The organism is Shewanella sp. GD04112 (assembly GCF_029835735.1).
GTDB lineage: Bacteria > Pseudomonadota > Gammaproteobacteria > Enterobacterales > Shewanellaceae > Shewanella.
Map to the genome: position 1 here is coordinate 515,652 of NZ_JAOEAL010000001.1, position 14,695 is coordinate 530,346.

Genomic DNA, 14,695 nt, shown 5'->3' on the forward strand with positions numbered 1-14,695 from the left:
TATTTACAAACGGATTTAGAACATAGGATCTTGATTAACATCTAACTTTTAGAAACTTATTTATCGAATAGCTGCGCTAAATCAAAGGTGTTTTAAACAATTAAATGCATGCTATTGCTTACTTTAGCAACGGATAAAGCAAAGTGATATTTAATCCTATTTGCAAATAAGCTATGTTGCATGGCGCTATAAGGGACTATGTAAAGCCGTTAATCAATTTAATTACGAAAGCCGTGGTAGAAGATGCGCATAGGCAACAAAATATTGGTATTTATTGCGGGGTTTTGTCTGCCTGCGGTTGTGCTTGTGTCCTATTGCCTCGGTTATTGGTTCGACCATAGGGTCGAGCAGTTGCGCCAAGACAATTTGCAGCATGAGCTGACCAATGTTCAACAACAGTTTCATATCGATCTCGACCGCTTAAGTTTCCTGACTAATATCTACGCTTCGCCTCTGTCTCGGGTCGATGGCGATCTGCTAGAGTCAATCGAATCATCATGGCGTGAGAGTGCCATATCCGCCAATTTGCATTGGTTTATTCTGCAAGGCGGACAACTGCAAAGTGTCCTTGCCAATACCTCCAGCATTGCCCTGCCAACACAACAGGAAATAGCCCGCGCGGTACTTGCCGCCGATAAACCTCAGCTTGCAGGAGCTTATCTTGCAGGGGATGTTGGGCTCGTTGTTACCGCGGTTGCGGTTGCCCCCGAAGAATTCGTGCTCTTGGTGCGCCAGTTATCGGCACAAGACTTACTAGAATATGCCCAAGTGCCATTAGTCACTCAGGTGCAAATGAGCAGCAGTAATCTGGCAACAGCAAAGGATTATGTCGGATTTGTTCAAATCCCGAGTCTGCTGAATAACACTCCCTTGTATTTGCAGGTGCAGTTTTCAACCGAACCTTTTCAAGAGGTCAAGCTCGACCTCGATTGGGTTTCGGTGGGGATTATTCTACTCGGCGTGTTGATTGTGGCTCTAGGCTACATTTGGCTGCGTGCAGGCCTATTAAAGCCCTTTAAGAGCATGATGAAGCAGTTGGCATTGGTCGACCCTACGGCCAGCGTGTATCGCCCTGTGAGTGGCGAAGGCAACGCCGAGTTAGAAGTGTTGGCCAGCCGAGTGAACAGCTTACTTGCCCGCATATACCAGCAGAAAGAACGTGGTAAAACGACCCTAGAGTCGATTGCCGAGGCGGTGATCCTGACCGATATCGATGCCAAAGTGATCTACATGAATCCCAAGGCCGAATCCTTGCTCGATGTTGCCAGTTGTTACGCAGTGGGTCAGAGTTTAGCGTCGTTATTAAAAGCGGGGGAGCAGTTAAATCAAGCAGTATTCCACTGTATGCGCTTGGGGGAGACCACGCCGCAAGTCGCCAAGATCAAGCTTTTAACCGCCACGCCACGGATTATTGAGCGCAGCATCAGTAATGTGTTGAATCATGATAAAGAAATTACTGGTACTGTGGTGGTGCTGCGGGATATCACCCAAGAAGAATTGCTTAAACGCCAGTTGCAAAAACGCGCGAATTTCGATGGCATTACTGGCTTATGGAATCGCCAAGCCTTTGAAGAGCAGTTACCGCAGTTTGCCAGTCAGGCTAAGCGCATCGCGGTATGTTATCTGGATTTAGAACAGTTTAAGTTGATTAACGATAGTTGTGGGCATACAGCCGGTGACCGCATGTTGGCCTTAGTTGCACGAGCGATTCAATCTTGTCTCGGGCCGCAGACCTTGTTAGCCCGCCTCGGGGGTGATGAATTTGGCTTAGTGATCTGCGATAGCACCGCTTTATCTGTGGCGCAGCAGTTAAAACAGATCATTGCCCAGGTTTCGCTGCAGGTGTTGCACGATAAAAACTGTAACTATAAGGTCGGCTTGAGTATCGGGGTTGCCTTTGGCCGTGCGCCTTATATCAATGCCTTGGAGCTGCTCAAGGATGCGGATATTGCCTGTATCGCTGCCAAAGCTAAGGGCACAAACCAAATCCATTTTTACGATGATAAAGATAAAGAGCTGACTTATCAGCGTAACGCACCAAAATGGGCGGTGCGTATCGCGCAAGCGATTGAGGAAAACGAACTGCTGCTCTACTACCAACCGATCCGCGGTTTAGGGGCGAGTTCCAAACGGCAACGGATGGAGATCCTGCTGAGGATCCAAGAGCCCTGCGGTCGTATTTTAGCGCCAGCGCAGTTTATTGCGGCGGCGGAGCGCTTTAAATTAATGCCTGAAATCGATAAAGAGGTGATACGTAAAGCCTTTTTATGGCTGTCGTTAAATCCACAGTTGTGGCCAGATCACTGTATTTCAATCAACCTTTCTGGCAATAGCCTAGGCGCCGAAGGCATGGTGGAATACATAGCTCAGCAGCAACATATTTTCGATATTCCGAGCCAATGTGTCTGCTTTGAAATCACCGAGACTACGGCGATTCAAAACCGTCAGCGTGGCATGGAAATGCTCAGGCAGCTGCGTAAACTCGGGTTTTCCTTCGCATTGGATGATTTTGGTAGTGGCTTTGCGTCCTACGGTTATCTGCGGGAACTGCCGGTGGACTATGTCAAAATTGACGGCTGCTTCGTGAAGAGTTTAGCGGTCAACGCCAAGGATTACGCTATCGTTAAATCTATTCAAGATGTTTGTCGAGTGATGGGAATTGAGACGGTTGCCGAGTTTGTCGAAAACCAAGAGATTATCGATAGATTACAAGTGATTGGTATTAACTACGCTCAAGGCTATGCAATCGGACGACCGCAACCTTTGGCCAGTTATTGCCAGCAGTTTGATATGCAGGCGGCACAACGCGCCTAGGGGATTGCGCTTTTAAGATGATTATGCCAATTTACCTCGGAGCATAATTAACACATTGGTAACAAGGGAATAGTTATGGATGGACTGACGGGGAAAGTAGTCATTATTACGGGCGCTTCGGAAGGTATTGGCCGCGCGCTGGCGATCGCTATGGCACGGGTGGGGTGCCAACTGGTGCTCAGTGCCCGCAATGAAACACGTTTAGCGTCCCTTGCCCTCGAAATTGCGAACTATGGTCCGACTCCCTTTGTTTTTGCCGCCGATGTCAGTAGCGCCTCTCAATGCGAAGCCTTAATTCAAGCCACTATTGCCCATTATGGCCGCCTCGATATTCTCGTAAATAACGCGGGTATGACCATGTGGTCACGTTTCGATGAGCTCAATCAGTTGTCTGTGCTCGAAGATATCATGCGAGTCAACTATTTAGGGCCAGCATATTTAACTCATGCCGCCTTACCCTATTTAAAGTCGAGCCAAGGTCAGGTGGTGGTGGTCGCTTCTGTGGCAGGGTTAACGGGCGTGCCGACACGCAGTGGCTATGCCGCCTCTAAACACGCGGTTATCGGCTTTTTTGATTCGCTGCGGATTGAGCTGGCGGATGATAATGTCGCCGTGACTGTGATTTGTCCCGATTTTGTCGTGTCGCAAATTCATAAGCGTGCCCTCGACGGTGAGGGTAAGCCCCTTGGTAAATCCCCAATGCAGGAAGCCAAAATTATCACCGCCGAGCAATGCGCGAACATGATGCTCCCAGTGATCGCGACCCGAGGTCGGCAGCTTATTACGTCGCTACGTGGCCGACTCGGGCGCTGGCTAAAGCTGATTGCACCGGGTTTAATCGATAAAATCGCCCGTAAGGCGATTGCGTCGGGCCATTAACACTTATTTGCCGCGGTTGAGGTGTTTCACTATGGCTTGCTCGGCCTCGCTTTGGGTCGCCTTATCGCCATCGGCTTGAATATGGGCGGTGGCTTTGTGGCCTGTGAGGTCCTCAGCAATGTGCAACCAGTCGGGGTGCCAGTAAAAATTCTGTCCCGATAGCGTTTGCCAATTGTGTACGCCGGACTTTTCCCCTTGATAAATAATGTCTTTGATCGAATATCCCATAAATAACCCCTGATATTTTTTGTTGGGTCTAGATAGTGCGCCCGCCAAAGGGGGACTTGTGTGCGTTAGCTCACGCTTTAGGGCAAAAATAAACCCCGCATAGGCGAGGTTTATTGGTGATTGGGCTTAGGTGTCAGGCTATCGACATCAATGACCTATTAAGGTTTAGCACATTGGCTAGGTGAGCCTGTGCCCTTCCACAATGTGCTGCCATCGCTAAGTGACAGCGGGATAAAGCTTAAGCCTTGGCTCATGTTCGCTGGTGGCAAGTCGGTTTCAAGCTCATACATGCCCATAGGCACCGTACCTTGGCTGGCGTTTGCCATCACCTGCGCCGCGGCGAGGCTTGAGTAACGCAGGCCCAAGATATCAAAATGGCTGCGCCAATCTTTGCCTGTGAGTTTACTCAGTGATACCAGCATAAAGTCATTGCCTGGAATATCTCTCACCGTTTTGCCGCCGTAAACACTATGGCCCTCGTATGGGAAGAGTTCAAAGCCCAGTTTGCTACGGTTAGCCTCCCAGTCGCTGGCATTATTGGCGTACTTGCCAAAGATGCGGCTGTGCTGGTACAGCAGGGTGAAGATATTGAAGCCATTGCTTAAGCTGGTGCCGTCGCTGAGTGTCATGCCATGGGCTTTTAGCGCCATTTGGATGTAAAACGCCATGCGATAGCCGTTGTGTACCGCGTAGGCATTGCTGGCCCAAGGGGCTGTGTATCTGTCTTCGCCCGCATCGAGCACTTTGCAGTTGGCGCCGAAGACCACGCGTTTGCCACTGGTATCCGTGGTGCCAGCGGCATCGGACATAAACACATAGAAGAGATCTTTGTGATTCATATGACCATCGGTGATGGTGTTGGTATTACCATCACGCAAATAATGGGTTTTCCACAACACCACATAGGGGAAGATATTGTTGGAGTTTTCCCCCGCGCGGCTGCCATAGCCTGTCCAATTGTCGCTATTGGCGGCAGTGGCATATTGCACGTTTAGACGGTTGGTTTGCAGATTGTGGCCAAGCTCGTGATTATCTCCCCAACCCGTGGGTGAAATATTCCAAGCCGCATCCCATGGATTACCGCTACAACCCGAGCCGCAGTGGGCGTTTTGATCATAGTTAGCGTGTTGGATGATGCTGCGGGTATGTAAACTGGCATCGGTGCAATCGGCGCCAAACAGTGCCTGACAGCTTGCAAGCACATCCGAGGGGAGAGACTCACTTAAGCTCTTACCTTGGATTTTCAGTCCTGCGAGGGTATACACGCTGTTGATATGATCCTCGACAATGCTCTTAAGCAACGCATTAACATCCGGGATCTTACCGCCAATCGCATTCATAAAACGGTCGCGGCGCAAATGTTGCTCGGCGCCATCGGTACGAAGATCCACATGGGGCAACTCAGTGTTTTGGATCTTATCGTTAAAGGCCGTTATTTCCGCGGGATTGGAAAAATCCATAATGCTGGGGTGCTTAGCCACATTTTTGGCTTGCACATCGACACTAAGCGCTCCTTCGCCACCACTGATATAGAGGTAAATGGGGCCACCATAGGGGGTTGAAAACTCAATGCTTTGCCTTTTGGCGAGCTTGAGGCGCTGCTGAGCTAGCTCCAATGGCGCGCGATAAACCTTTTGTTCATAGGCGCGGTTAGTATTACGTCTATGATAATTCAGCTTAATTTCGACATTCGCGTTTGTGTTATCTAAGCGGCTGAGGGTGATGGTTTGTCCGGGTAAGGCGTACCAGCCCGTGGTTGTCCACTGGCCAGAGTAAGGCACTGTGATGCTCTTACGTTCCGTCACTGTGGCAGGATAAGCGTAATGGGCATTGCTGCCCTTGCTTAGATTAGCCCTGTCGGTGACATACTCACCTAAGTCAGCTTGGGCGAGGTTGTGGGCGCGGGCGTAGCTGACAGTCCAATCGGCAAACAGGGCTTGCTGCCACTGGGCGGATTCGGTGTAGGCGATAGGGTAATCGATTTCACTGCGATACTTGTCGGCGAGCAGTAACCCCGCTTTCATCAAGCTGAAATTAGGGCTGTTAAAAGCATCGATATCATTGTTATCTAAGGTTTCGGCATTGCTGCGATACCAATCCGCGCCCGCCTTGAAGGCCTCGACAAAGGCGCTGCTGTTACAGCTTAAATAGTTGCCGCTGCAGTCATTGAGGACTTGCGTGTCGAAGCGTTGTTCCCGCAGGTTGGCAAGTAGTTTTTCTACATCTGTTAGTGCTTTATCTTCCGCCAGAATAGTGCTCACACTCAGATTATCGGCGTTGAGTTTGGACCAATAGTTACCCGCGGTAGAGAGCCCCATCTCAAGATAGAGTGGCGAGAGCATAGGGCTTTGATTACGCCAGTAGTTTGAGACCAGCAGCGGAATTCCCGCGGCCTTGGCTTTAGCAATGGCCGCTTGAATGCCCGCATACCCTAGGCCATCTCGATCAATATCGCTGATAACAATTAAGTCCGGCTTTAAGGTATCGATACAGTTGGCGAGGGCGCTGTAGTCGCAGCTATTGGCGGCATTGATGCTGTGAGCATCGGGGTAGTACTTGCTTAGCCAAGTGCGGATCCCTTCGTTATGGGGGAAATACCAGCTGTCGGCACGGCTCGGCATTTGTGCCGTGACTATGCTAAGGCCATCCTGTTGATCGCCGCCTTTGGTTAGCCATCCGATAAGGTTTTTCAGCAGCTTATCGCTCTGATCTGAATTATTAACCGCAAACAGGTTTCCACCCATGGCGGCATAACGCTGGCCCTGTTGTTCGCCCGCCATCACTAAACCGCGTACGGCGCTGGCGCCACTGCCATCCACATTCGATGGCAGTAAGGTAAAAGTGTTTTCCGGCATAAAGCTCGAAAAGGTGATGGAATCGTGGGTCGGATGCCAACTGATGCTGTTACCCACACCTTGATAGAGTTCGGTGATTTGCGCCTTGCGGGCAGCATCTACTTTGGCAAGTTCGGCTGTGCTGAAATCAATCAGCTCATGGGCGCTGGCAAGGGTATGGTCTTGATGGCGAATGGCATTTTCAGCATTGCTGATAAAGCTTGGGGTGATAGCACAATCGGCACTCATCGCCGCAGTGGTGTAGGTCAGTTCTGTTAGCGTACCGCCACAGCCGCTAATGCTATCCAGCACAAAGCCATTATCGGCTTGAACACTAAAGCTGGCACTTTTACCCGCATCGACCTTTTGACTGGTGGGAGCGAGTTTGCCACCCAAGACTGAACTTGTACTCGCCGTATATTGAGTCACAGCTGGAGGTTGGACTGGCGGCTCTGTCGGTGGTGTTGTGCTACCCGAGTCCTCTGAGCCACCGCCACAACCCGCGAGTATTAAGGCGATGGTGGCAGAAATGAGTCTAATCTCCATGGAGAGTCCTTAGCATTTGTAGGTAATTAACATTTGCGTAGCATTGTATAGGAATAATCTGGGTAAAAGTAGATGTTTCTTGTTTAAAATCTATATAAATCATCACTTTAAAATTGACGATCGTCAATTTTAAGGCATAAAAAAACCGGCTGACAGCCGGTTTTTTTGAATGATTTAGCCTTTAGCCCTGTTGTTCACGGGCAATGGCGCGATAGCCGATATCGGTACGGAAATACACATCATCCCAGTGGATTTCATCAACCAGCAGATAAGCGGCTTTTTGTGCTTCGGTCACAGTGTGTCCTAAGGCTGTCGCACATAACACGCGGCCGCCGTTGGTGACCACATGGCCGTCTTTCATCTCAGTACCCGCGTGGAAGACCTTGGCATCATGATTACCTAGGCTTAAACCCTGGATCACATCGCCTTTGCGGTAGTCGTCTGGGTAACCGCCAGCGGCTAATACAACACCGACTGCGGCGCGTGAATCGTACTCGGCGGTAACTTTATCCAGCTCGCCACGGGTGGCGGCTAAACACAGCTCAACCAGATCTGACTTGAGGCGCATCATAATAGGTTGGGTTTCTGGGTCGCCAAAGCGACAGTTGTATTCCAGCACTTTGGCGCTGCCGTCTGGTGCGATCATCAGACCCGCATACAGGAAGCCAGTGTAAACATTGCCTTCAGCTGCCATGCCATCCACCGTTGGGCGGATAACGTTAGCGATTGTCCAATCGTGTACGCTTTGGGTGACCACTGGTGCAGGAGAGTAAGCGCCCATGCCGCCAGTGTTTGGACCGTGATCGGCGTTATCGCGGGCTTTATGGTCTTGGCTGGTTGCCATCGCGAGGATATTTTTACCATCGACCATAACGATAAAGCTGGCTTCTTCGCCTTTTAAGAATTCTTCGATAACTACGCGAGAACCGGCATCACCAAACTTGTTGCCCGCGAGCATATCTTCGATGGCGGCATCCGCTTCGGCTTGGTCTTGGGCGATGATCACGCCTTTACCCGCCGCTAAACCGTCGGCTTTGATGACGACTGGGTAACCCGTCTTGCCTGTCAGTTCACGTACGAAGGCTTTAGCGTCTTGGATTTCGGTACAGTTTTTATAACCCGCGGTAGGAATATTGTGGCGAGCCAAAAAGTCCTTAGTGAAGGCTTTAGAACCTTCTAACTGCGCAGCCGCTTTGGTTGGTCCAAAAATGGGCAGACCCGCAGTGTTAAAGGCATCGACCACACCTAATACCAGCGGCGCTTCCGGGCCAACGATGGTGAGTTCGATCTGATTGGTTTTAGCAAAATCGAGCAGGGCAGGAATGTCAGTTGCACTGATATTTAAGTTTTCAAGCTTTGGCTCGAGAGCGGTGCCCGCGTTACCCGGCGCAACATAAACCAGCTCTACCTGAGGTGATTGTGCCGCTTTCCAAGCTAGGGCATGTTCGCGGCCGCCGCCACCAATAACTAATACTTTCATGTTAAGTCATCCCTTTGAGTTTTAAATTCTTGTGGTTAGATTCTTAGCGCTACAGAGTGCGATAAACGAAACAGCCAGCACATGGCGTGCTGGCTGTAGGCGGCATTAGTGACGGAAGTGGCGCATGCCAGTCATCACCATGGCCATGCCGTGCTCATCGGCTGCGGCGATGATTTCAGCATCGCGCATTGAGCCACCTGGCTGGATGATGCAGCTGATGCCCGCTGCCGCTGCGGCATCGATACCGTCGCGGAATGGGAAGAAGGCATCGGACGCCATCACAGAGTTAACCACTTCTAGGCCTTCATCGGCGGCCTTGATACCCGCAATCTTAGCGCTGTAGACGCGGCTCATTTGGCCTGCGCCAACACCGATTGTCATGCCGTCTTTTGCGTAAACAATCGCGTTAGATTTAACGAACTTAGCCACTTTCCAGCAGAACATTAAGTCCTTCAGCTCGCTCTCGGTCGGTTGACGCTTAGTCACGACTTTAATGTCATCTAAGCCAACCATGCCTTGGTCGCGGTCTTGCACCAGCAGACCACCGTTCACGCGTTTATAGTCTAAGGTCTTGGTCTTAGTATCCCATTGACCGCACTCTAACAGACGCACGTTGGTTTTCTTGGCCACTACATCGCGGGCACCTTGGCTGACAACTGGCGCGATGATCACTTCAACGAATTGGCGCTCAACGATAGCGCTAGCGGTTGCTGCGTCTAACTCGCCGTTGAAGGCGATAATGCCGCCAAAGGCTGAAGTTGGGTCAGTTTGGTAGGCGCGGTTATAGGCATCGAGTAAGTCTTTACCCAGTGCAACACCACATGGGTTAGCGTGTTTAACGATAACGCAGGCTGGCTCGCTGAACTCTTTCACGCACTCAAGGGCGGCATCGGTATCGGCGATGTTGTTGTAAGACAATGCCTTACCTTGCAGTTGAACTGCAGTTGCGACTGAGGCTTCGTCGATCTTAGTGTCGACATAGAAGGCCGCAGTTTGGTGGCTGTTTTCACCGTAACGTAGATCTTGCTTCTTCACTAATTGGGTGTTGAAGGTGCGTGGGAACTTAGAATCTTCGAAACACTCGTCAGTACTGTGTGCAGGAACCATAGTGCCGAAGTAGTTGGCGATCATGCCATCGTAACCCGCAGTGTGTTCGAAGGCGGCAATCGCTAAATCGAAACGTGTTGCATGAGTCGTGCTGCCATTGTTGGCAGCCATTTCGGCTAATACGCGGTTATAGTCGGCCGCATTTACCACGATAGTCACGTCTTTATGGTTTTTCGCCGCGGCGCGCACCATAGTCGGGCCACCGATGTCGATGTTTTCAATCGCATCTTCTAGGGTGCAACCAGCTTTAGCAACGGTATCGGCAAAGGGGTAGAGGTTAACTGCAACCAGATCGATTGCATTGATGTTGTTGGCAGCCATGACATTTTCATCAAGACCGCGACGCGCCAAAATGCCACCATGCACTTTAGGGTGCAGGGTCTTAACGCGACCATCCATGATCTCAGGGTGTCCTGTATAGTCAGATACTTCGATAACAGGCACGCCGTTATCCGCTAACAAGCGAGCGGTGCCGCCCGTTGACAGCAGTTCAACGCCTTGGGCGTGTAATGCTTTGGCGAATTCGAGAATTCCGGTTTTATCTGAAACGCTTAACAGCGCGCGACGAATGGGTCTGGCATTATTTGCAACAGTCATTTGGGTACAGGGTCCAGTTATTTTAGTTTCAAGGATCTTTCGGAAAACAGAACAACTTCCATCGGATTCTGCTTTCCAAAAGCCCCTTGGTCCTACTTATATTTTTTGTCCCAGCGTCAGGCGCGCGTATTCTACCGTAAAACTGGATTTACGGGTGTTTTTTCTGCGCGATTTCACAATATTGATATCAGAACAAAGTGGAATGATTTTTGGGCGAGGTGTAAATTTCAAAATAGCCCTTGACCTTGGAGTAGGCTCTAAGGTTTATACTCGCTTCATCATATTGATTGTCAGTGTTGCTTGAGATGATTCGAGTAAAACTGCAAAGGATTAACTATGTACCGAATTGGTGAGTTAGCCGATTTATGCGAGGTTAAGGCCGACACCCTCAGATTCTATGAGAAACACGGCCTGCTTTCGCCTTCGAGCCGTACCGACTCTGGCTATCGGGTCTATACCGATGCCGACGCGGCGCGGCTGCGTTTTATTCTGCGGGCGAAGGCGGTGGGTTTTACCTTAAGTGAAATCAGTGAGTTGTTGTCTATCGATCTCGACAAATCCAACTGGGCCTGTGCTGATGTTAAGGGCATGGTCGACCTCAAGCTGGCGCAGGTGCAAGCCAAAATTGCCGAGTTATTGCATTTTCAAACCAGCTTACAGAGTCTGTCGGATGCTTGCTGCGGCGGGCCGCGTAGCGCCGAACATTGCTCGATTTTAGAGGCGCTGGAGTCGAGTACCGAACGAGTACGCGTTGAGCATGACCATGGCGCCGCAGATTGCACCACAACCCTAGATAAGTCAGGGAATTAATTATGTTATTGAAGAATTTTATCGATCTGTTTTTAGATTCCGCCCCTTGGCTGTTGCTCGGCTTGATTCTGGCGGGCTTACTTAAAGTGTTTGTGCCTATGGCGTGGATGCAAAAACAGCTCGGCGGACATGGTTTTAAAACCGTGGTGAAGGCGGCGTTATTGGGCGCGCCTTTACCTCTGTGTTCCTGCGGCGTGATCCCTGCTGCCGTTGGGCTGCGTCGCTCAGGCGCATCGAAAGCGGCAACCACTTCCTTTTTAGTCTCGACACCTGAGACAGGGGTCGACTCTGTGACCGTTTCCTATGTCTTACTCGGCCCGTTTATGGCGATAGTGCGGCCGATTGCGGCTATCACTAGCGCTATTGTCGCGGGTCTTTTAGTAGGGCGTGATGATGACGATGGCAAACCTGCGGCTAAGGCCGAGGCCCTGTCAGACAAGGCCCAGTCAGGTAAGGCATTCGCTAGCACTGCTCCTGTTGCTTCATGCTGTGCTTCAAAATCTTCGTCGGCAGAGACAGTGGTAAAAGCCGAAGCGGTAAAAAGCTGCTGCGCATCGACTAAGGCGCCTGCAATCACGCCGGTTAAATCTTCCTGCTGCGGCAGTGATGGTGCGAAAGCACCATCTACTGAGCCCAAAATCAAAATGACACCTATGGCGGCGCCAAGTCTAATGGCAACTGGCGGCTCAAGCATGGGCACTGTCAGTATGGTTAATACTGCTAATGGTGATGGAGCTAAGGCTAATCCTGTTAAGGTTGAAAGCGCGGGTTCATGCTGTGGCACTCAAACCGCCGCGCCCGAAAAAATCGTGGTGGTGAAGAAAGGCGCCTGTTGTGGCAGCTCTAGTTCGAAGGCGACTGACAGCCATCAAGCCGAAGGTGAAAGCTGCTGCGCGTCCACGCAGGATATGGCGACTGAGCTTAAGTCAGAATCTGTGATTGCGCGTATCGGGCTTGGGCTTAAATATGCGGCGACGGATCTGGTGCGTGATACGACCCTCTGGTTGCTGGTGGGTTTATTCTTCGCTGCATTGGTACAAACCTATGTTCCTGCTGACTTTTTAGCTAAGTGGGGCGATGGATTGCTGGCCATGCTGGTGATGGTGCTAGTGTCTGTACCTATGTATATCTGCGCCACGGCTTCGACGCCGATTGCGGCGGGCTTGTTGCTCGCTGGCGTATCTCCCGGCGCCGTGCTGGTGTTTATGATGGCAGGCCCTGCGACCAATATCGCGACCTTAGGCGTAGTGACTAAGGAGCTGGGTAAGCGTGCGCTCTACGGCTATCTTGGCGGCGTGTTAGGTGTTGCCTTAGTTGCTGGTGCCTTAGTGAACTATCTAGTGGCCAACTTTGGTTTTGAGGTGATGCCACAGATTGGCGAGCAGCACCAAATGTTGCCCGAGTGGTTAGTCGCAGCCTCTGGCATAGTGCTCGCCTTGCTGATGTCGAAGGTGGTGTTCGAGAAAATCCCCCGCAGTTGGCTGCGCCGCAGTGACTGCTGTTCATAGCGCTGACGCTAACTAAAAATCCCCAGCAATGACTGGGGATTTTTTATGGTAAAGCCTAATGCGTATTGCTAGTGGCAAATAGCTTACTAGCGATGCTTAGTCGTTTATTAGTTCGACTTCTTAGCATCGATAAAGGGCAGGGTGCCCGTCGGTAGCACTGTGGTGGGCAGCTTGCCATCCCACTTCTCGGCCTTGGTCAGTTCGACAAGGTTTTGGTTTTGTGCCAGTGCCTCGGCGCGGCTCTTAATGGCAGAGGCTTCTGCATCCCCTTTGATGCGGATACTTTCAGCCTCGGCCTTAGCGCGGGCGAGCTGCGAGTCGGCTTCTGCCTGCGCTTGAGTCACGGCGATTTGGGCGCTGACTCTTTCTTTCTCGAGGTTTTGCAGTTGAGTCTGTACCTCAACCTCGGCGCGCATTCTATCTTCTACTGACTTTTCATAGGCGTTAGAGAAGTCGATATTTTCAATCTGCACCGAAGTGATTTCGATGGGGCCTTTGACTGAGTTGGTGATGGCGCTGGTGACATCGATACCGAATTTGATCCGCTCCTGCACGACCGAAATCGCGGTGTATTTACCAAAAATGTTTTCGACTTGCGTCGGTACTTGGCGGTCGAGCAGGCGCGCTACCATGGCATCGATACTCTTAAAGTTGGCATAGACTTCTTCGACGCGATCCGGCGGCACGTTAAAGGTTACCGATGCATTAAGGGTCGCGGGTTGCTGATCGCGGCTATAGGCCTGCAATGAGCTGTAGCTGGTGGTGTGGGTTTGGGTCGAGATTTTTACGACTGTATCAAACAGCGGCAGCTTAAAGCCCAGTCCTGGCTCGGCTGTGCCGATGATCTTACCGTTGCGCAGGATTACCCCACGTTCACCTTGGTCGACCGTATACCAACTACCAAATAATGAGATAAACAGGATCAATAAAATCACCACAGGGATGATTTTAGAGAGGCCGATGGAGCTCGGCAGATTGAGTTCACTTTTAATCATGTAGCTTCCTTTGCTGATATGTTGCGATAGGTGGAATTTAAACTTATCGGGGTAGAATACGGTTTGTTTTTTAACCATTTAGATTACATTTTGCCGCAAAATGTAACTTAATGGTTAATGCATAGCAATCATCCCTAAGCAAAGTCGTTGTCACGTGACTCTGATCCTATTCTCCATACTTACAGTGTAAATCTTATTGCGAACTGTTCTCATCAAAGCTAGAGTCCCGCAAATTTACTCAGTTTTTCTATGGCTTTCATTGTGTTATTTGGCACTGGTCGCAGGGTGTGACCAAGAAACATGACAGCTAATACGCTAACACTTTGTGGTGAGAGGATACGATCCCGTGTTGCAACTCGTCTTTTTGTTGTCGACGCTTGTAGCCTGCTTGTTATTTTATTTGACCAACAAGCAGCAAAAACTATTGGCAAGCTCCCTTCCTAAGCGGCCTTGGCGTTTACTCGCCTACGGCATGGCTGTCGCTAGCCTTATTGGCTGGCTCAGCCTTTTTACCCTTAGCGCCGCGATTTTTATTTGGTTAGCCCTGTTGATGTTGTTGATTGGGCTAGTGCCTTTTATCTCACTTATCGGGCGGAAATAAGCCATGGCGCGTTTAGCTGAGCATGACAAATTACAGCCAGACTGGTGGACTAAGTCACTGGCAGGGTTGATTTTAGGCTTCACCTTAGCCTTAGGCCTAGTGGGATTATTTGCTTGGTTTGGCCCGGGCGGAATCGATGCCGACACTAAGGTGCAGTTCAATATGTGGTTGATTACGCCCATTTGGTTACTGATCTTAAGTTTTAGCTATTTGTTTAAAACTGGACTCAGGGCCATCGGCTATTTGGGCCTGTTTAACATTTTGACTTATATAGTGTTATATACCTTTAGGTGATA

At 50.4% G+C, this 14,695-nt stretch carries 11 protein-coding genes; 6 read left to right on the top strand and 5 right to left on the bottom strand.

The window, feature by feature from the left end; all coding sequences use genetic code 11:
- Positions 1-243: 243 nt before the first annotated feature.
- Both N7386_RS02315 and N7386_RS02320 read left to right on the top strand, forming a co-directional pair.
- Positions 244-2,814: an EAL domain-containing protein gene (locus tag N7386_RS02315; protein ID WP_279766925.1), complete on the top strand. Its 2,571-nt coding sequence runs from the start codon at positions 244-246 to the stop codon at positions 2,812-2,814.
- Between the two features lie 75 nt (positions 2,815-2,889).
- The gene (locus tag N7386_RS02320; RefSeq protein ID WP_086903796.1) at positions 2,890-3,693 is read left to right on the top strand and encodes an SDR family oxidoreductase; all 804 of its coding nucleotides are present in this window, start codon (positions 2,890-2,892) and stop codon (positions 3,691-3,693) included.
- Between the two features lie 3 nt (positions 3,694-3,696).
- Here N7386_RS02320 and N7386_RS02325 read toward each other — a convergent pair whose 3' ends face one another.
- The 4 genes from N7386_RS02325 to purH all read right to left on the bottom strand — a co-directional run bounded on the left by N7386_RS02325 (position 3,697) and on the right by purH (position 10,485).
- Positions 3,697-3,921, bottom strand: a complete 225-nt coding sequence (locus N7386_RS02325; RefSeq protein ID WP_088211897.1) for a hypothetical protein — start codon at positions 3,919-3,921, stop codon at positions 3,697-3,699.
- A gap of 158 nt (positions 3,922-4,079) precedes the next feature.
- Entirely contained in the window at positions 4,080-7,301 is a 3,222-nt protein-coding gene (locus N7386_RS02330; protein WP_279766926.1) for an ImpA family metalloprotease, read from the bottom strand.
- Between the two features lie 181 nt (positions 7,302-7,482).
- Positions 7,483-8,781, bottom strand: coding sequence for a phosphoribosylamine--glycine ligase (gene purD / locus N7386_RS02335; RefSeq protein ID WP_279766928.1), 1,299 nt, complete (start codon positions 8,779-8,781; stop codon positions 7,483-7,485).
- 105 nt (positions 8,782-8,886) lie between these two features.
- A complete protein-coding gene (gene purH, locus N7386_RS02340; protein ID WP_023268923.1) occupies positions 8,887-10,485 on the bottom strand; it encodes a bifunctional phosphoribosylaminoimidazolecarboxamide formyltransferase/IMP cyclohydrolase in 1,599 nt (532 codons plus the stop codon).
- Between the two features lie 336 nt (positions 10,486-10,821).
- Here purH and zntR point away from each other — a divergent pair, with 336 nt between their 5' ends.
- Complete coding sequence (gene zntR / locus N7386_RS02345) at positions 10,822-11,295, top strand: Zn(2+)-responsive transcriptional regulator (protein ID WP_220054528.1); 474 nt, start codon at positions 10,822-10,824, stop codon at positions 11,293-11,295.
- A gap of 2 nt (positions 11,296-11,297) precedes the next feature.
- Complete coding sequence (locus N7386_RS02350; protein WP_279766930.1) at positions 11,298-12,803, top strand: permease; 1,506 nt, start codon at positions 11,298-11,300, stop codon at positions 12,801-12,803.
- 107 nt (positions 12,804-12,910) lie between these two features.
- On the opposite strand, the gene N7386_RS02355 is transcribed toward N7386_RS02350, so the two are convergent.
- Positions 12,911-13,798, bottom strand: coding sequence for an SPFH domain-containing protein (locus tag N7386_RS02355; RefSeq protein ID WP_088211892.1), 888 nt, complete (start codon positions 13,796-13,798; stop codon positions 12,911-12,913).
- Between the two features lie 346 nt (positions 13,799-14,144).
- Between N7386_RS02355 and N7386_RS02360 the strand changes: the two genes are divergently transcribed.
- Positions 14,145-14,399: a hypothetical protein gene (locus N7386_RS02360; protein ID WP_011715657.1), complete on the top strand. Its 255-nt coding sequence runs from the start codon at positions 14,145-14,147 to the stop codon at positions 14,397-14,399.
- A 3-nt stretch (positions 14,400-14,402) separates the two neighbouring features.
- On the top strand, positions 14,403-14,693 hold the full coding sequence (locus tag N7386_RS02365; RefSeq protein ID WP_011715658.1) for a hypothetical protein: 291 nt from the start codon (positions 14,403-14,405) through the stop codon (positions 14,691-14,693).
- The last annotated feature ends 2 nt before the right edge of the window (positions 14,694-14,695 follow it).

Bases quoted from the DNA above. Each gene is read 5' to 3' on its own strand.
- N7386_RS02315 (WP_279766925.1), top strand. From the start codon at position 244: ATGCGCATAGGCAACAAAATATTGGTATTTATTGCGGGGTTTTGTCTG.
- N7386_RS02320 (WP_086903796.1), top strand. From the start codon at position 2,890: ATGGATGGACTGACGGGGAAAGTAGTCATTATTACGGGCGCTTCGGAA.
- N7386_RS02325 (WP_088211897.1), bottom strand. From the start codon at position 3,921: ATGGGATATTCGATCAAAGACATTATTTATCAAGGGGAAAAGTCCGGC.
- N7386_RS02330 (WP_279766926.1), bottom strand. From the start codon at position 7,301: ATGGAGATTAGACTCATTTCTGCCACCATCGCCTTAATACTCGCGGGT.
- purD (WP_279766928.1), bottom strand. From the start codon at position 8,781: ATGAAAGTATTAGTTATTGGTGGCGGCGGCCGCGAACATGCCCTAGCT.
- purH (WP_023268923.1), bottom strand. From the start codon at position 10,485: ATGACTGTTGCAAATAATGCCAGACCCATTCGTCGCGCGCTGTTAAGC.
- zntR (WP_220054528.1), top strand. From the start codon at position 10,822: ATGTACCGAATTGGTGAGTTAGCCGATTTATGCGAGGTTAAGGCCGAC.
- N7386_RS02350 (WP_279766930.1), top strand. From the start codon at position 11,298: ATGTTATTGAAGAATTTTATCGATCTGTTTTTAGATTCCGCCCCTTGG.
- N7386_RS02355 (WP_088211892.1), bottom strand. From the start codon at position 13,798: ATGATTAAAAGTGAACTCAATCTGCCGAGCTCCATCGGCCTCTCTAAA.
- N7386_RS02365 (WP_011715658.1), top strand. From the start codon at position 14,403: ATGGCGCGTTTAGCTGAGCATGACAAATTACAGCCAGACTGGTGGACT.